Consider the following 17,763-nt stretch of genomic DNA (forward strand, 5'->3'; position numbering starts at 1 on the left):
GGCGTGAGCGTGAGGGCCTCAACGCTTCAGCAGAGCAACCCGCGCCGTCATTCTCCGACGCTGGTAGACGGTCCCGGCGGCCACGACCAGTCCGATGACCAACAGGGCCAATGAACCCGGTTCAGGCACCGGGTTTGGATCCACGATGACCCCACCCTCCTGCTCGAAGCCGGCATATCGGACGGATTGCTGGGAGTAGTTGTAGAACCCGAACTCGCCTGAGGTGAAGGTGTTGTCCGCCACCGTCACATTCCAGAGTTCATCGAGTCCTTTCTTGACCACGATGGTGAACTCTCCTGCCACCAAATTGAAGTCCAGCCGGAAGTCGTAGAGCGTGTTGTCTTCCCACCCCTTGCTGCTGGACTGGTTGGTGGCCAGCACGTCCACGTCGCCAAAGTTCACCTGGTTCTCCCAGAGCTCGGCCAGCGAAAGATCGGTCAGACCGTCGCCGGTGGCACCCGTCACTTTCTTCACCGCCATGCCCTCGGCGGCTGTTCGGCCCTCATAGCCTTGGGTGCCCTGCTTCCAGTCGAACAAATAGAAATTGCTCGAATTCTGGTAGCCAAACACGAAGCCCATGTAGTCGTCGTCCCCGCCGCTCTCAAGCACCTGCCAGGAGCCCTGGATGGAATAGCTGGTCTGGTTGAGGTTGTTCAGATAGAACGAAGGGTCGGCATTGACCACCTGTTGTACCGCTTCATTGCCCGGCTCAAGCACCCAGCTGCCCGCTGGTTGGCCCCCAGCGAAGTCAAGCGTCAAAGGTGACCAGGAGCTCAGGTCGATGGGCGCGGCCTGCGCGGCCCATGACGCCCCCGAGAGCAACGCCACGAGCCAGATCCGGGTGGAGAAGTTTTTCACGATGAGGACTCCTGGAAGAAGTGCAGACATGGGATTGCCGCAACTCATGACCAGGGGCGGTCACCACAGCTCAATACGGACCCCTGAGACCAAGGCACAGCAAGCGTTGAGGCGTCGTGCATCGCATGCTTCATGCCATGAAGAATTTCTCAACAAAAACAAAGAGATGGCTGAGGCCCCTGATCGCACGTTCACAAAACTGCAAAGAAACCCGACAGGTGAACGGACGACATTGCGTGCTGCCAAGCCCCCGGGCTTCGACGGCATTTTGAAAGCCAGGTTGCCCTGCGACTACCCCAACAGGGCCGCCAGGCCGCCCTCGGCCTCAAACCGCTGATTGCGGTAGGTCAGCCTTGTGGGGCCGGGCCACACGCGCTGCGCGATGCTGTGCGCCGGATCGCCGGGGTAGCAGATCACGCGCACGCCGTCCTGATCGAACGGCTCGGGCTCGATCAGCGCGGGTGGTCGGCTGCGGGCAGCGGCCATCACCTGGGCAGCGGTGCTCAGGTGACTGAGCTGCCCCAGGCTCATGATCTGAGGCGGCGCCAGATCGATCTCGCCCGCCCAGTAACGCTCCAGCCCCCGGCGCGGCGCCAGCCACACGGCTTCGGTGGCCTCGAAGGTGCAATGCTCGGCCTCCTGGCCCTGCGGCGCGGTGGCCACGAAGAAGCGGGTGTCGAAGCGCTTGTTGGTCACCGACGGCACGCGTGGCGTGACCCAGCGCGACCACGGCAACACACTGGCGGTGGACACCGGGCAACCGAGCTGGTGCAGGGCGGCGGCAAAGCCGGTGCCCGCGGCGGTGAGCTCACGCATGCGCGGGATCAGATCCGCGCGATGCACCTGGCCCAGCAGCAGGCCGCATTCTTCGAACGTCTCGCGCAGGGCCGCTACGTGCAGGCCCAGCGCCGTCTCGGCGTCCAGACCCGGCTCGTTCAAACCTTGCGCGCAATCGAGCCCGGAACGGTCCACCGCCGCGGCATCCACCTGGTGGTCGGCGGCATCGAGCTTGCCGCCAGGAAACACGTGCACGCCACCGAGCACGCCCGAGTTGCCGTGCCGGCGCACCAGCAGCACCTCCAGCCCTTGAGGTCCGTCGCGCACCACCATGACGGTGGCAGAGGCCACGGGCGGCGTGTGAACGGTGTCTGAATTGATCGTGAGGGCCATGCGTGGATTGTCGGCGAGAGCTCGTCCAGCGGGGTCAACCCGGGCTCAAGAAACCCGGGCAGGTGTCGATACGCAAGTATCAACCCCACACCCTGGACCCATGGACGCCCACAACACCCCCACCCCCGCGGTCCTTTCTCCCAGCGCGCCCACGCGCCGCCATGCCCCGGTGCTGGCGGGTGCCGGTGAGTTCCTGAGCTTTCGCCTGGGCGCCGAGGAGTACGGCATCGACATCCTGCGCGTGCAGGAGATACGCTCGTACGAAGAGCCCACCCGCATCGCCAACGCGCCCGAATCCATCAAAGGCGTGGTCAACCTGCGCGGCGTGATCGTGCCGGTGGTGGACATGCGCATCAAGCTGGGCTGCGCCAAGGTGGAATACAACGCCTTGACCGTGGTGATCGTGCTCAGCGTGCACAACCGCGTGGTGGGCCTGGTGGTCGACTCGGTGAGTGATGTGATCCGGCTCGGCCAGGAACACATCAAGGCCGCGCCGCAGATCAACACCTCCCTGGACGCCGGTTTCATCACCGGCATCGCCAGCGTGGGCGAGCGCATGCTCATCCTCGCCGACATCGAAGCCTTGCTCGGCAGCTCCGACCTGGGCCTGGTCACCCCCACCGAAACCCTGCAGTAAACCGTCATGAACTTTTTTCGCAATCTCTCCGTCGGCGCCCGGCTGTGGGCCGGCGTCATCGCCATCATCGTCGCCCTGTTCGTGGTCGTGGGGACCGCCGGTTCGCGATCGACCCAGCTCAACAAGACGTCTGAACAAACGCTGGCCAAGCTGGCCGAAAAGACCACCATTGCCAGCGAGTGGGCCGCGCTGACGGAACTCGCGGTCACCCGCACCCAGGCCGCCGTGGTCAGCAGCGACCCCGCCGTGGCCGAGATGTACAAGGACCTGGTCCCCGCCGCCATCGCCAACATCAACGAACTTCAAAAGAAGCTGCAGACGATGGAGTTGAACGACGCAGAAAAAGCGCAACTGGAGAAGATCGCCGAACTGCGCAAGAGCGTTCTGGCCTCGCACGCCAAGGCCAACGAGATGAAGAAGGCCGGTGATGCCGCCGGTGCCGCCGAGGAGATCCGGGCCCGCTTCAACCCCGCGGTGACGCCCTATGTGGGCGGCTTGCGCGACTTCACGCGCATGCAATCCGACATCCGCGCCAAAGCCCAGCAGAGTTTCGACGAACAGCGCGCCACCAGCCTGACGATTGCAACCTTCCAGGTCGTGGCCCTGATCGCCGGCATCGTCGCGGGCGCGTTCTTCCTGATCCGCAACATCCGCAACCCGCTGCGCGAGGCGATGGCGTTTGCCGAACAGATCGCCGGTGGTGACCTCACGGCCACCATCCACAACGACCGCAAGGACGAGTTCGGCGCCATGATCGCGTCGCTCGTCACCATGCGCGAGCGTCTGGTGAACGTGGTCGCGGACGTGAAGCGCGGCACCGACAACATCACCGTGGCCGCCAAGGAAATCGCCACCGGCAACCACGACCTCTCGGCGCGCACCGAGCAGACCGCCTCCAACCTGCAACAGACCGCTGCCAGCATGGAACAGATGTCCGGCGCGATCCGCCAGTCGGCCGACTCGGCGCGCGTGGCCAACCAGCTGGCCGATGTGGCCGGTCAAAGCGCCCAGAAGGGTGGCGACGTGGTCAGCCAGGTGATCTCCACCATGGAAGAGATCAACCAGTCCTCACGCAAGATCAACGACATCATCGGCGTGATCGACGGCATCGCCTTCCAGACCAACATCCTGGCACTCAACGCCGCGGTGGAAGCCGCGCGCGCCGGCGAGCAAGGCCGCGGTTTCGCGGTGGTGGCCGCCGAGGTGCGCAACCTGGCCCAGCGCAGCGCGCAGGCAGCCAAGGAAATCAAGGTCTTGATCGGCACCAGCGTGGACAAGGTCACCGCGGGCACCGAGCTGGTCAACCAGGCCGGCAAGACCATGGGCGAGATCGTCGAGAACGTGGTGCGCGTGCGCGACATGATCGGCGAGATCGCCAGCGCCTCGGGCGAACAGGCCGACGGCGTGAACCAGATCAACTCGGCCGTGGCCAACCTGGACCAGCTGACCCAGCAGAACGCCGCCCTGGTCGAAGAAAGCGCCGCGGCCGCCTCCAGCATGAACGAGCAGGCCGACCGCCTGGCCGAGGTGGTGCGCGTGTTCCGCGTGGATGCGCAAGCCACCTCGCACAGCACGATCGCCCAGATTCGATCGACCGACCTGCACAAGCCCGGCAACACCACCGTGCGCAGCGCCCCCGTGGCCAAGCCGGCAACGGCCAAGCCCGTGTCGAGCGCCGCGAAAGCCGCATCCGCTGCGCCCGTGAAGCCAGCGCCCAAGCCGGTGGCCAAAGTCACCGAGAAGGCCGGCGCGTCGGACGAGTGGGAATCCTTCTAAGGCCAGCGCCCCGCCTGCGGGTTGCCGTCGCAAAATAGCGCGATGACCCAATACTGGCTGATGAAATCCGAACCGGACGAGTGCTCGATCGACGACGCACTCGCCGCACCCGGCGCCACCGTGCCCTGGACCGGCGTGCGCAACTACCAGGCGCGCAACTTCATGCGCGACGTCATGCGCGTGGGCGACGGCGTGCTGTTCTACCACTCGAGTTGCCCGCAGCCCGGCATCGCCGGCATTGCACAGGTCGCGTCCGACACCCGGCCCGACCCCACGCAGTTCGACCCCAAGTCGCCCTACTTCGACGCCAAGTCCAAGCCCGAAACACCGCGCTGGCTGCTGCTCGATGTGAAGGCGCTGCGCAAGACACGCCTGCTCGGCCTGCCCGAGTTGCGTGCAAACCCGGCTTTGGCGGAGATGACGCTGCTGCAGCGCGGCAGCCGGTTGTCGATCACGCCGGTGAGCGCCGAGCACTGGCAGCTGATCACCGGGACGCTGCTGAAAGCCTGACGCGACCGCGCCAGGCGCCAAGGTATTGCGCTCGCTCAATGCGCCAGCTGGGCAGGAAACAAAGTGTCCAGGAGGTCGTCCGGCAAGGTCAGTGCGGTGAGACGATCACGCGCTGCAGCTTGCCGCTGCGGCCACACCGTGCCTTCACCCCACTGCGGCACTGGATGTGCACGCCTTGGGCACCCTGCTCCCACAGGAAGTCCCCCAACTGCTGGCGAGCCGCGTCGAGCGTGTGTTGCGCCTGTCTGCCGTGCATGCCTGTGGTGAGCAGCAACTCGCCTGGCCCGTTCTGCACGAGCTGAAAGTCGAACAGGCCCGCATCCTCCAGCACGGTGCTCACCGCCAGCGGCACCACGTCCACGCGGGCGCGTCCCCGTCCGCCGCGCAGTTGCAGTGTGTCGTCGTCGCGGCCGCATACGGTGATGACGGGCAGGTGCGAACCGCAGACGCAGGGGCTGGACTGCAAGCTCACGCGATCCCCCAGGTCGTAGCGGATCAGCGGCTGGACATGGTTGGCCAGGTTGGTCAGCAAGGTGGTGCTGCCGGCGTGCCCGTCCGGCACGGGACGGCCTTGCGCGTCCACGGCTTCCAGGATCGCCCAGTCGCTGTTGAGGTGCAACACCCCATGGCGGCATTCGAAAGCCAGCGACAGAAATTCCGAAGCGCCGTAGCTCTGGCTGACGGGACACGAGAAGCTGTCTTGAACGAATGCGCGCTGGACCGACGACATCCCTTCACCGCCGGTCCATATCTCGCGCAGGTCCACCTGCAAGCGGCCCGCGAGGTGTTCCTGCGCCAACAGCACGGCGGCGCTGGGGTAGGTCGCCAGCACGGTCGGCTGGAACGCCTCCAGTTCGGCGCCCAGCGCCTCCAGGGGTTGCAGAAACGACAGGCTGCGCAGTCGGGCCGAAAGTCCCGGCTGCAGCTGCCTCAGGCGTTCGACCGACACGTTGCTCGCGAAGTGCCCACCGGTGGCCCCGACAAAGGCGATGCGCTCGGTCAGTCCCCAGGGGTCCAGCCAGCGCTGCAGAGGACGCAGCACCGGACGGCGCAGCGCCTCAAGTGCGTCGTACACACCCATGGCCCGCGCATCCTGCACAAAGATGGCAGGCTCGCCGGAACTCCCCGAGCTCTCCCAGACGATGTACCGGTCGAGACAGGCTCGGGCGATGTTCCCGGGGTCGGCGACGAAACGGCGCAGGTGGTCGAGGGAGAGGGCCGGGTCCGCGACCCAGTCGGAGAAATGGCGCATCAGCTCCGACTTGCGTGCGATGGGCAGTTCTTCCAGCCGTGTGTGCGCCGGGTCGCGCCCGGCCAACAGGCGACGGTAGCGTGGCGAGCCTTGGGCCGCCGCTTCGAACAGGGCCGCCAGTCGCCGCGCGCGCAGCGCAGCAAGCACCTCGGGCGAGGCGATTGAGGCCATGCCCAACTCTGCAGCGACCAGACCGGTGTGCCAGGGATCGAACGGCGTCGACATCGGGGGAGACTCTCCTTTCAGTGACCCATGACGAGAAGATCGGCATCCAGATCCGCAGGCATGGACAGCCCTCCCAGGATGGGAACTGAGGTGAACACAACTTACGCCGCACAACGCCCTGGCGCATTGCGCTGGATCAAGTCGCTCCATCCCTCAATGAAAATCCCGGCTCACCGTCGACAGCCCGCGCAGCAGCGGCGTGAGGTCTTCGAGGTGGCCGGCGATCAGGTTTTTCGCTTCGCCGTCGCGCTGCCACACGCCGTGCACCGCCAGCAGGCGTGATTGCGTGAGCACCGTGCGCTGGCGCTCGCGCAGGTGTTTCCACACGATCACCTGCACCACGCCGGTCTCGTCCTCCAGGCTCACGAACACCACGCCCGAGGCGGTCTCGGGTTGCTGGCGCAGGGTGACGATGCCGCAGTGGCGCACCAGCCTTCCGTTGGGCGCGTCCCGGAGTTCTTCGGCACTCATGAGCCTTCGTTTCGTGAGCTCGGGCCGCAGCAGCGCCAACGGGTGGCGGCGCAAGGTGAGGCCCAGGCTGCCGTAGTCCCACACGACGGCCTCGCCCTCACTGGCCTCGGGCAAATGCAGCGGGGCTTCGTCGACCGGGGCGTCCTTCATCAGCTCAGGGGCGGTCCTGAGCGCGGCGGCGTCCCACACCTGCTGGCGGCGGTGGCCGCTCAGGCCCATGAGCGCGTCGGCGGCGGCGAGCAGTTTCATCTGGGGTTGGTCGAGGTTGGCGCGGCGGGCGAGGTCTTGGGTGGTGGTGAAGGGTTTGCTGGCGCGGGCGATGGTGATGCGGTCGGCAGACTCGGCTTTGAGGCCTGAGACCAGGCGCAGGCCCAGGCGGACGGCGGGCTGGGCTTCGACAGGCTCAGCCCGAACGGATATGGGCTCAGGCCGAGCAACAGATAACCGTTCGAGCGTGCAGTCCCAGTCGCTGCGCACCACATCCACCGGCCGCACCTCGACACCATGGCGCTTGGCGTCCTGCACCAGTTGGCTGGGTGTGTAGAAGCCCAGCGGCTGGCTGTTGAGCATGGCCACCAGGAACTCGGCCGGGTGGTGGCGCTTGATCCAGCAGCTCACGTAGACCAGCAGCGCAAAACTCGCCGCGTGGCTTTCGGGAAAGCCGTAGCTGGAGAAGCCCTTGATCTGTTCAAACACGCTTTGCGCGAATTCGGGTTCGTAGCCGCGCGCGGTCATGCCGTCGACCAGGCGCCGTTCGTACTTGTGCAGATTGCCGTTGCGCTTCCACGCGGCCATGGCGCGGCGCAGGTCATCGGCCTCGCCGGGTGTGAAGCCCGCGGCCAGCACGGCGATCTGCATGCACTGCTCCTGGAAGATCGGCACGCCCAGCGTGCGGCCCAGGGCCTCCTTCAGATCCTGCCCGCCGCGCGGGCCGGGGTAGTTCACCGGCACCAGACCGCGCCGCCGGTCCAGGTAGGGATGCACCGCACCGCCCTGGATGGGGCCGGGGCGCACCAGCGCGACCTCGATCACCAGGTCGTAGTAGCTGCGGGGCTTCAGGCGCGGCAGCATGCTCATCTGCGCGCGGCTCTCGATCTGGAACACGCCCACGGTGTCGGCCGCGCAGATCATGTCGTAGGTGGCCTCGTCCTGGGGCGGGATGTCCGGCATCTCGATCACCCGCCCTTCTTTGGCACCGATGAGGGCCAGCGCCTTGCGGATGGCGGTGAGCATGCCCAGGGCGAGCACATCCACCTTGAGCAGACCCAGGGCGTCGAGGTCGTCCTTGTCCCACTCGATCACGGTGCGGTCTTTCATGCTGGCGTTCTCGATCGGCACCAGGCGCGAGAGCGGCAATTGGGTGAGCACGAAGCCGCCGGTGTGCTGCGAGAGGTGGCGCGGAAAGCCCATGAGCTGCGCGGTGAGTTGCAGCAGCTGGCGCACCGCCAGGTCGTCGGGGTCGAGCCCGGCCTCCAGCAGCCGCTCGGTCTCGATCGCGCGCCCGTCCCACCAGCGCGTGCTCTTGGCCAGCACTTCGAGCGCGCCGTCGGCAAAACCCAAGGCCTTGCCCACGTCGCGCAGCGCGCTGCGCGGGCGGTAGCTGATCACGGTGGCGGTGAGCGCGGCGCGTTCGCGGCCGTACTTGTTGTAGAGGTACTGAATGACCTCCTCGCGCCGCTCGTGTTCAAAGTCGACATCGATGTCGGGTGGCTCGTTGCGCTCGCGCGAGATGAAGCGCTCGAACAGCAGGCTGGTGCGCTCCGGGTCCACCGAGGTGATGCCCAGGCAGTAACACACCACGCTGTTGGCCGCCGAGCCCCGGCCCTGGCACAGGATGTCCTGCGAGCGCGCGAAGCTCACGATGTCATTGACCGTCAGGAAGTAGTGCTCGTACCGCATGTCGGCGATGAGCTGGAGCTCGTGCTCGATCTGCTTCGCAAACCGCGGTGGTGTGCCCTGCGGCCAGCGCCAGGCCGCGCCCGCCCAGGCCAGGCGGTGCAGGTAAGAAGACGGTGTCTCGCCCTCGGGCACCACCTCGCTGGGGTACTGGTAGCGCAGCTCGTCGAGCGAGAAGGCGCAGCGCGCCGCCACCGCGAGCGTCTGGGCCAGCAGCTCGGGCGGGTAGCACTGGCCCAGCGTCAGGCGCGAACGCAGGTGCTGCTCGGCATTGGGCTCCAGCGCCAGCCCGCAGGCGCTCAGCGGCTGGCCGATGCGCGTGGCGGTGAGCACGTCCTGCAGCGGTTTGCGCGAGCGCACATGCATGTGCACGTCGCCCACGGCCACCAGCGGCACGGCGGTGAGCGTGCTGCTCTGGCGCAATTTGTGCAGCAGCATCTCGTCGTCGAGCCGGCGCAGCTGCGTCACACCCAGCCAGCAGCGGCCCATGAAATGCTGCAGCAGCCAGCGCGCTGTCGCGTCCATCGGGTCCTGGTCGCACGCGCGATCGGGCACGGCGATCACCACGCAGTCGGCCAGCGCTTCGGCGCGGATGGCATTCAATGCCAGGCGGTACGTGCCCTTGGGAGCCGTGCGGCGCAGCTGCGTGATGAACTCGCACAGGTTGCCGTAGCCGTTGAGGTTGCAGGCCAGCACGATGAGCGTGAAGGGCACGAGCGGCGCGCTGCATTGCACCCGGAACTGGCTGCCCACCAGCAACTTGAGCTGGTGTTTTTTGGCGGCCACGTGGGCCCGCACCACACCGGCCAGGGAACACTCGTCCACCAGCGCCAGCGCGCTGTAGCCCAGGGCCTTGGCGCGCTCCACCAGTTCTTCGGCGTGGCTGGCGCCGCGCAGGAAGGTGAAGTTGGAGATGCAGCGCAGCTCGGCGTAGTCGGGCAGGAGGGTGGTTTTCATGTCATGCAAAGTGCCCGTGCAGGTACCACGCGGGCGCCTCATCCAGCCGCGTCTGGAAGATCCACAACACGCCCGCCTTCGCTGACAGCGCCACCCAGTAATCGCGCACCACGTTGCGCGTGGCACCCGCGCCATCAACCCGGTCCCACCAGCCACCCTCCACCCGCTGCGGGCCGGCGAGCAGTTGCAGCTCGCCCTGGTACATCGGCCGGTTGCCGCGCACCAGCAGCTTCAGCGGCTCGGGCAGCACGAAGGTGGGTTGCGGCAGGCCGATGTCGGGCGCCGGCTTGCGCGGCAACGGCTCGGGCGCGCTCTGCCAGCGGCACATCCATTCCTGGCGGTGGTCGGGCAGCACCACCGGGCGCAACACACGCCCCGGCCCCAGGCGCGCGGCCAGGCGCTCCAGCACCAGGTGCAGCGTCTCGCCCTGGCGCACGGTGTCGGGCAAGAGCGAGGCGCTGCGTTCTAACAGCGGTTGCACGTCGGTGGCCAGCAGGTGCAGGTCGCCCACGGGCGCGAGCAGCTGCACATGGGCCAGGTGCTCGGCGAGCAGGCGGCAGAGGTGTTCGGTGTCGCGCGTGGGCTCGGCCGTGCGCACCGTGATCTCGCCGCCCTCCCCCGCATCGCGTGCGCGCATGGCGTCGTGCGCCCAGCGCAGCGTGAAGGCCGTGACGCCCGCGCGCCGCGCCGCCAGCCAGCCGCTCATGACCAGCAGCAAACGCCGCGCGCCCCACAGCAAAGCCGGCGCCTGCTCCACGCGCGCCATGAGCTCCAGCCGCTCCTCGAACCGCTCGGGCAGCGCCACCCACACATGGGCCTCGGGCTCGGCGCCGTAGGCCTGGTCCAGCGCCTGCAAAAGCTGCTTGTCAAATCGCCGACCCACACCACCACGCGGCAACGCGCGCACGTCGCCCAGCGTGCGGCAGCCGATGTGCGCCAGCGTGAGCTGATGCGGGTGCACGGCGTTCAACACGACCATGGGCAAGGCATCGAGCAGCACCGGCAGGGGTTGCTTGAAACCGTTTTCAATGCCGGCGCGCGCCAGCGCCAGCGCGGCCAGGCTGTTGGGCGCCCAGGCCACCTGCGCCACGCCCACTTCTGCGCTCTCGGCCACCACGCGGTCGCGCAGCGCGCGTTTGCCGCCAAACAGGCGCACGCTCCCCGCCACCTCCATGAGCACCGCACCGCCGGCCAGCGCCACGCGGGGCGTGAACTGCAACGCCCAGGTGGCCACGGCCCGGCGCGCCGCCTCAGTGCACGGCGCGGTGGGGGCGGTCGGGAGCAGGAGTGCTGACCACAACATGGTCGGCCTCTCGGGACAGATCAGAGGGCAACAGGCGGCTGGGGAACCGCAGCCGCGGCGTGAGGATGGCGCGCAGGCCCCCGGGCACCGAGCCCAGGCGCAGCGTGCCTTCAAGCGGCGGGCCCTTGCGTTTGAAGATGTCCAGGTGCAGTTCCCAATCAAGCCCCACGCGGGCCTGCAGCCGCAACGGCGCGGCCGACGATTCGCGCGCCGCCGCGCTGGGCCGGCAGAGAAACACCGGGCCTTCGCAGCTGGCGGCCAGCACCTGCAGGCGGCGCACCTGCTCGGCCCGCGCCTGCGGCAGCCACACCACCAGCGCACCGCAGGCGTTGGCCTTGATCAGTTGTTCGGCCGACCACAGGCGCTCCGCGGCCGTGTCGGCCCGCACCCAGACCAGGTGGCGCTCGTCGATGCCCTCGAAGCGCAGGCCCGGCAGGTGCGGCGCCCTGGGCGGGCCCACCACCACCACCGCGCGGCCGGCGGCACACACCTGGCGCAGCGCGGGCCCGAGCAGGCGCCACTCCAGCATGCCGCTCTGCGACGCGAGGATTTCAATGACGCCGTGGCACGGCCAGCCGCCGCCGGGCAGTTGCGCGTCCAGCGCCTCGAAGCCACTGGCCAGCACAGCCGAGACCGGGCCGCCGAGTTGATCGCCGCGCCAGATGGCCGCGGCCACGGCCATGGGCAATTCACCGGGCACTCGCACCGGGATTGCGGGGCGTGGTGGCTTGGGCGGAGGTGAAAACATCAGCGAGGAAGACGGATCGTCCTCCTGCCAGTCAAGGGCGGGATGCATGGCGGGGTGTTCGGGTGGGGTTGGGAAGGCCGATAAATACTGTATGTGCGTACAGTATCTTAAAGGTCAAACCCTGTCCACTGGTGGAACAAACCGAACCCAACAGCGCCGCTTTTTGGGCGCCCGCCCTGCCTCAGTCGATCACGACCTTCGCTTCCTTGACCAACTTGCCGAACTTCTCCGTCTCGCTGGCAATCTGCTGAGCCATCTGCGCGCTGGTGTCGCCAATCGGCTCGGCACCAATCTCGGCCATGCGGCTGCGGAACTCGGGCGACTGGATCACTTTGACCATCTCGGCGTTGAGGCGGGTCACGATGTCCTGCGGTGTGGCTGCCGGAGCCAACACGCCGAACCAGGTGCCGATGTTGAAGCCCTTGAGGCCAGCCTCCTCCAGCGTGGGCACGTCGGGCAGGGCTGCCGAGCGTTTGGCCGTGGTCACCGCAAGCGCGCGCAGCTTGCCTGCCTTGATGTGCGGCAGCACCGGCGTGATGGTGTCGAAGGTCATCATGATCTGACCGCCCAGCAGGTCGGTGGACAAGGGGCCGCTGCCTTTGTACGGGATGTGGATCACGGCGGTGCCGGTCTGGTTCTGGAACTGCGTGCCGATCAGGTGCTGCGCCGTGCCGTTGCCGTTGGAGCCGTAAGCCAGCTTGCCAGGGCTTGCCTTGAGCAAGGCCACCAGTTCGTTCACGTTCTTCGCCGGGGTGCTGGCGTTGACCACCAGCACGTTGGGCACCAGGGCCACGGTGGTGATGGGGGCCAGGTCTTTGGCGAAGTCGTACGGCAGCTTCTTGTAGACGCTGGACGCAATGGTGTGGTGCACCGCGCCCATCAGCAGCGTGTGGCCGTCGGGCTTGGCCTTGGCCACGAAGTCGGCGCCGATGGTCGCACCTGCACCGGGCTTGCTTTCCACGACCACCGGCTGACCCAGGCTTTGCGACAGCTTGTCGGCCAGCGCGCGGGCCAGCACATCGGTGGTGCCACCAGCCGCAAAAGGCACGATCAGTGAGATCGGTCGGGTGGGCCAGCTCTGGGCCATGGCGCTGGTGCCGGCAACGGCGAGACCCAGTGCGAGGGCCTGCACGACGTGACGACGGTTGAGGGAATGAATGGCTTGCATGCTTGTCTCCAAAAACGGCGCGGTCTGCGCTCTGATGAACCGGACTCTGCGATCCGGTGGGGTCGCCGAATCACTTTGAAAAAAGTGCATCCGGCATGAACTTCAGATCAGGCGGCGAGGCGTCGCTCGCCGATGCCGAGCAGATCGCACACGGCTTGCGTCACCTGTGCCGTGGTGGCGCGTCCACCCAGGTCGCCGGTGTGCAGCGCGGGGTTGGCGGTGACTTGTTCGATGGCGCTCATCAGGCGCCGGGCAGCGTCCATCTCGCCCAGGTGTTCGAGCAACATGACGCAACTCCAGAAAGTGCCGATCGGGTTGGCCAGGCCCTTGCCCATGATGTCAAACGCCGAGCCGTGGATGGGTTCGAACATGCTGGGGTAGCGGCGCTCCGGGTCGATGTTGCCGGTGGGCGCTATGCCCAGGCTGCCCGCCAGCGCGGCGGCCAGATCGGAGAGGATGTCGGCGTGCAGGTTGGTGGCCACGATGGTGTCCAGCGTGGCCGGGCGGTTCACCATGCGGGCGGTGGCGGCGTCCACGATTTCCTTGTCCCACTTCACGTCGGGGAATTCGCGGGAAATCTCCAGTGCGATCTCGTCCCACATCACCATGGCGTGGCGCTGGGCGTTGCTCTTGGTGATCACGGTGAGCAGTTTGCGGGGCCGCGATTGCGCCAGCTTGAAGGCAAAGCGCATGACACGCTCCACCCCTACGCGGGTCATCATGGTCACGTCGGTGGCGGCTTCGATGGGATGGCCCTGGTGAACCCGACCGCCCACGCCGGAGTACTCGCCTTCGGAGTTCTCGCGCACGATGATCCAGTTCAGGTCTTCGGGTTTGCAACGCTTGAGCGGCGCGTCGATACCGGGCAGGATGCGCGTGGGGCGCACGTTGGCGTACTGGTCGAAGCCCTGGCAGATCTTCAGCCGCAGGCCCCACAGGGTGATGTGGTCGGGAATGTCCGGATCGCCCGCGGAGCCGAACAGGATGGCGTCCTTGTGGCGCAGCGCGTCCAGGCCATCGGCCGGCATCATCACGCCGTGTTCGCGGTAGTAATCGCCGCCCCAGTCGAAGTCCTCGAAAACAAATCTGAAACCGCTGCTGGATGCGGCGATGGCCTCCAGCACCTGTTGGCCAGCAGGCACCACTTCCTTGCCGATGCCGTCTCCTGGAATCGTTGCAATGGCGTAAGTTTTCATCGGCTGTTTCCTCGTGGGGGATGGTTCAATGGGGTGAATGTAGAGCTTGCACGGCGTGTCCATTCACCGCTAAAGTGAATCCATTGTTTACCTGCATTCAACAATGGACCCACCATGAGCAACGCCATTCAACCCGCCGATCTGGGCTTTTTTTCCGCGCTGGCGGGTGCCGGCAGCCTGAGTGCCGCGGCCCGCGAACTCGGCATCACCACGCCAGCGGTGAGCAAACATCTGGCGCAGATGGAGGCGCGCCTGGGCGTGGTTCTGGTCAACCGCACCACCCGGCGCATGGGCATGACGCCCGAGGGCGAGCTCTACCTGGAACACGCGCGCCGCATCCTCGGCGAGATCGACGGCATGCAGGCGTTGCTGGGTGTGTCCAAGGGAACACCCAAAGGCTTGCTGCGCGTGAATGCCACGCTGGGCTTCGGGCGCAGCCACGTGGCGCCGCTGATTTCACGCTTCGTGCGCAAGCACCCGCAGATGGAGGTGCAGCTGCAGCTTTCGGTCAATCCGCCCGCGCTGACCGACGACTCGTTCGACGTCTGCATACGCTTCGGCGCGCCGCCCGACGCACGCGTGATCGCCCGCCACATCGCGCCCAACCGGCGGCTGCTCTGCGCGTCTCCCGCCTACCTGGCCAGACACGGCACACCCAGGGTGCCCAACGACCTGGTCAAACACAACTGCATCGGCATCCGCCAGGGCGAAGAGGCCTACGGGCTGTGGCGCCTGGCCAGTGGACGTGGCAAGAACGTCACCACCGAAGCCATCAAGACCCGTGGCAACCTGACCACCAACGATGGCGGGATCGCGGTCAACTGGGCACTGGACGGCCACGGCATCCTCATGCGCGCCGAGTGGGACATCGAGCGCTACCTGGCCAACGGGCGGCTCATCCAGGTGCTGCCCCAGTACGCCACACCCGACGCCGACATCTACGCTGTCTACCCACAACGCCACCAGTTGGCCGTGCGTGTGCGGGCGTTTGTTGATTTCGTGGCGCTGTCGTTCAAGAAGCAGGCAGGTGCAGCATAGGAAACCGGGTCGGCCATCCCGGGCGAGTGTGGATTTCCTCACACTCTTCCCTGAAGAGATGCGCTTGAGCATCCCTATGTGCGACATCGAACATACGAGCAGCGACGGGGTCCGTACTGTCGGCCGCAGCCCATGGTGCACCGGGTCTGTGTCTTTCGACAACCGCAAAACAAGGGAACCCGATGAAGCGCTTGATCTTTGCCTCGCTGCTGGCAGTGGTGGGGCCGTTGGGGTTTGTCGGGTCGGCAAGCGCGAATGGCGACCATGTCGCCACGTTCAAGAATGTGTCCGGGGATATCGGCATCGCTCGCAATGGCTCCACGCTGGACGCCGTGTCGGGCTCGACGCTGTTCGTCTCGGACCGCATCGTTTCCGGTTCCGGTTCCTCCGCGGGCATCGTGTTCAAGGACGGAACGACGCTGACGGTCGGGCCGTCCACCGACATCCAGGTGCGCGACTACGCCTTCGAGCCCAAGCAGGCGAAATACGAGTTCTTTGTCTACCTCGCCCGGGGGGCCGCGATCTACTCGTCGGGAATGATCGCCAAGCTGGCGCCGGAAGCGGTCAAGGTGGGCACGCCCACGGCGACCATCGGCGTTCGCGGGACGCGATTCATCATCGAGGCGGACTAGGGCCGTGAGGACATCAGAAAACCCTTGCGCCCGGTTCGCGGCGCCGCTCCTGCTCGCCGTCGCACTCCTTGGCGGATGCGCCACACCGCCGCCGACCAGCACCCGAACGACCGTCGTCCTGATGCCCGATGAAGACAGCACGGTCGGCGCCGTGTCGGTTTCCACGGCCTCAGGATCACGGCGGCTCGACAAGGCGTTCAGCTACACGTCCGTCAATGGGAGCAGCGCGGCACCGTCAAAAGCCAGGACGATCAGCCGCAACACGATAGACACGGCTTACGGCACCTTGCTCAAGGCACAACCGCCGAAGCCCAGGACCTTCATCCTGCAGTTCCTGTTGGACAAGACCGAGCTGACCGAGGAGTCGAAGGCCATGCTGCCTGCCATTTTTGACGAGGTGCGCGAGCGCAAGCCCACCAGCATCACGGTGTTCGGGCACGCCGATGCCACCGGCACGAAGGAATGGAACCTGAGGTTGTCGGCCGATCGAGCCGAGGCCGCTGCCCACCTTCTCAGAACGAACGATCCCTCGCTCAAGGACATCGAGGTGCAATTCTTCGGTGACGCCAAGCCTCTGACGCCATCCGGTCCGGGTGCTTGGGAACCGCGCAACCGGCGCGTCGAAATCCTGATTTTTTGACCACGGTCCACCAGGAACAGGCCCGGTGAGGCCCGGCACACGGACCCGACAGTTTGGATACGACAATCGGCCGGATGCTGCTCACGACACCCTCCCCAGTGCTTTGGCCCGACCCGGCCCGCCTGGGCCGCGCCCGCGCAACGACGGCGGAGGACATTTGAGCGCCACCGTTCCCAGCGTTTCACCGAGGCCCCGCTCTGCCTCCAAGCCTGCGGGATCGCCGTGGGGTGCCTCCCGTGGCCGCCCGCAGAGTGATCGCATGACGCGCGAGCGCAGGCGCATGTCGGTCGCGCTGCTGCTCTCCCTCGTGTTCCACGCCCTGCTCTTGGGCCTGACCTTTGGTGGCCAGGGCATCGGGCTGCCAGGCTTCGGCTTTCCCTGGCAGGACCGGCGGATCGAGGTGCCCAATCTGCGCGTGCTCCTGACTGCGACGAAGGAAACGGTGGCGCAGCCTGCGCAGGCGCAGGCGGTGGAGCCATCGCCCCCCGCACAGGCGGTGCGCCCGGTGGCCCGGCGGTCTGCGCCAAGGCCCCCAAAGCCGTCGAAGCCCCCCGCGCCAATCTCTGGGCCGACGCCGGCAGCGAGCGCGCCACCGGCCCAGCCAGAGCCCGTGGTCGCGGCCGCGCCGAACGAGCCTGTTCCAGAAACGGCGTTGCCACCGATTCATGAGGCCGGCGAACCAGCGGTCGCGCCTGTCGCGCCACGGGCACAGGAGTCCCCCGCCGAGGTGGCTCTGCTCAACCGCGCCGAGCCACAGGCGCAACCGCAGGAAACGGAGCGGCTGGAGCTTGAGCGGCTGGAGGCGGTGCGGCAAGAGGCGGCGCGACTGGAAGCCAGTCAGCAAGAGGCTGCGCGGGCAGAAGCCACCAGGCGCGAAGAGGCGCAACAGGAGACGGCCCGGCAGGAACTGGCGCGCGTCGAGGCCGATCGCCAGGAAGCCGCTCGACAGGAAGCGGCGCAGGTCGAAAGCGCACGGCTGGAAGTTGAGCGCCAGGGCGCGGCTCGCCAGAAGGCTGCGCAGTTGGCAGCGGCACAGCAAGAGGAAGCGGAGCGCCAGGAAGCAGCACGGCAGGAGATCGCGCGCGCGCAAGCAGCCCGACAGAATGCCGCGCAGGCCGACGCCGAACGCGCGGAGGCCGAACGGCAAGCCGCCGCCCAATCAGCAGGAAGCCGCGCGGCAACTGGAAGCAGAACGTCAGGAGGCAGAGCGCCAGGCGGCTGCAAGGCAGCAAGCGACCGAGCAGGAAGCCGCTCGCCAGCAAGCAGAGCGGGTTGAAGCCGCGCGG

At 67.0% G+C, this 17,763-nt stretch carries 15 protein-coding genes; 7 read left to right on the top strand and 8 right to left on the bottom strand.

The features are described from left to right. Positions 1 to 18: 18 nt before the first annotated feature. Complete coding sequence (locus tag ASE11_RS18885) at positions 19 to 906, bottom strand: PEP-CTERM sorting domain-containing protein (protein WP_200959384.1); 888 nt, start codon at positions 904 to 906, stop codon at positions 19 to 21. Positions 907 to 1,149: 243 nt separating this feature from the next. After that, positions 1,150 to 2,028, bottom strand: coding sequence for an NUDIX hydrolase (locus ASE11_RS18890; RefSeq protein WP_056275137.1), 879 nt, complete (start codon positions 2,026 to 2,028; stop codon positions 1,150 to 1,152). A 100-nt stretch (positions 2,029 to 2,128) separates the two neighbouring features. On the opposite strand from ASE11_RS18890, the gene ASE11_RS18895 reads away from it, so the two are divergent. From ASE11_RS18895 to ASE11_RS18905, 3 genes are read left to right on the top strand one after another with little or no spacing between them, the layout of a single operon-like run. Then, positions 2,129 to 2,665 carry a chemotaxis protein CheW gene (locus tag ASE11_RS18895; protein WP_082585860.1) on the top strand — a complete coding sequence of 179 codons (537 nt, stop codon included), beginning with the start codon at positions 2,129 to 2,131 and terminating at the stop codon, positions 2,663 to 2,665. Positions 2,666 to 2,671: 6 nt separating this feature from the next. Then, a complete protein-coding gene (locus ASE11_RS27020) occupies positions 2,672 to 4,441 on the top strand; it encodes a methyl-accepting chemotaxis protein (RefSeq protein WP_056275139.1) in 1,770 nt (589 codons plus the stop codon). 42 nt (positions 4,442 to 4,483) lie between these two features. Continuing rightward, on the top strand, positions 4,484 to 4,951 hold the full coding sequence (locus tag ASE11_RS18905) for an EVE domain-containing protein (protein WP_056275141.1): 468 nt from the start codon (positions 4,484 to 4,486) through the stop codon (positions 4,949 to 4,951). Between the two features lie 88 nt (positions 4,952 to 5,039). Here the strand turns inward: ASE11_RS18905 and ASE11_RS18910 are convergent, their stop codons facing one another. The 6 genes from ASE11_RS18910 to ASE11_RS18935 form a co-directional block, all read right to left on the bottom strand. After that, positions 5,040 to 6,428, bottom strand: a complete 1,389-nt coding sequence (locus tag ASE11_RS18910; protein WP_056275144.1) for a phenylacetate--CoA ligase family protein — start codon at positions 6,426 to 6,428, stop codon at positions 5,040 to 5,042. A 153-nt stretch (positions 6,429 to 6,581) separates the two neighbouring features. Then, positions 6,582 to 9,752 carry an error-prone DNA polymerase gene (locus tag ASE11_RS18915; protein ID WP_056275146.1) on the bottom strand — a complete coding sequence of 1,057 codons (3,171 nt, stop codon included), beginning with the start codon at positions 9,750 to 9,752 and terminating at the stop codon, positions 6,582 to 6,584. A gap of 1 nt (position 9,753) precedes the next feature. Beyond that, on the bottom strand, positions 9,754 to 11,055 hold the full coding sequence (locus ASE11_RS18920) for a Y-family DNA polymerase (protein ID WP_056275148.1): 1,302 nt from the start codon (positions 11,053 to 11,055) through the stop codon (positions 9,754 to 9,756). Then, a complete protein-coding gene (imuA, locus tag ASE11_RS18925) occupies positions 11,003 to 11,851 on the bottom strand; it encodes a translesion DNA synthesis-associated protein ImuA (RefSeq protein WP_056275150.1) in 849 nt (282 codons plus the stop codon). Before imuA ends, ASE11_RS18920 begins: the two co-directional genes overlap by 53 nt. Before the next feature lie 133 nt (positions 11,852 to 11,984). Next, a complete protein-coding gene (locus tag ASE11_RS18930) occupies positions 11,985 to 12,971 on the bottom strand; it encodes a Bug family tripartite tricarboxylate transporter substrate binding protein (protein ID WP_056275152.1) in 987 nt (328 codons plus the stop codon). Positions 12,972 to 13,078: 107 nt separating this feature from the next. Continuing rightward, a complete protein-coding gene (locus ASE11_RS18935) occupies positions 13,079 to 14,167 on the bottom strand; it encodes a tartrate dehydrogenase (protein WP_056275154.1) in 1,089 nt (362 codons plus the stop codon). A gap of 114 nt (positions 14,168 to 14,281) precedes the next feature. On the opposite strand from ASE11_RS18935, the gene ASE11_RS18940 reads away from it, so the two are divergent. From ASE11_RS18940 to ASE11_RS25975, 4 genes are all read left to right on the top strand, one after another. Then, positions 14,282 to 15,205, top strand: coding sequence for a LysR substrate-binding domain-containing protein (locus ASE11_RS18940; RefSeq protein ID WP_056275155.1), 924 nt, complete (start codon positions 14,282 to 14,284; stop codon positions 15,203 to 15,205). A 182-nt stretch (positions 15,206 to 15,387) separates the two neighbouring features. Next, positions 15,388 to 15,837, top strand: a complete 450-nt coding sequence (locus tag ASE11_RS18945) for a FecR domain-containing protein (protein ID WP_056275156.1) — start codon at positions 15,388 to 15,390, stop codon at positions 15,835 to 15,837. A gap of 121 nt (positions 15,838 to 15,958) precedes the next feature. Continuing rightward, positions 15,959 to 16,477, top strand: a complete 519-nt coding sequence (locus ASE11_RS18950; protein ID WP_082585861.1) for an OmpA family protein — start codon at positions 15,959 to 15,961, stop codon at positions 16,475 to 16,477. Positions 16,478 to 16,736: 259 nt separating this feature from the next. Next, positions 16,737 to 17,753: a hypothetical protein gene (locus tag ASE11_RS25975; protein WP_056275162.1), complete on the top strand. Its 1,017-nt coding sequence runs from the start codon at positions 16,737 to 16,739 to the stop codon at positions 17,751 to 17,753. Positions 17,754 to 17,763: the final 10 nt, after the last annotated feature.

It is taken from the genome of Hydrogenophaga sp. Root209 (assembly GCF_001428625.1).
Lineage (GTDB): Bacteria > Pseudomonadota > Gammaproteobacteria > Burkholderiales > Burkholderiaceae_C > Hydrogenophaga.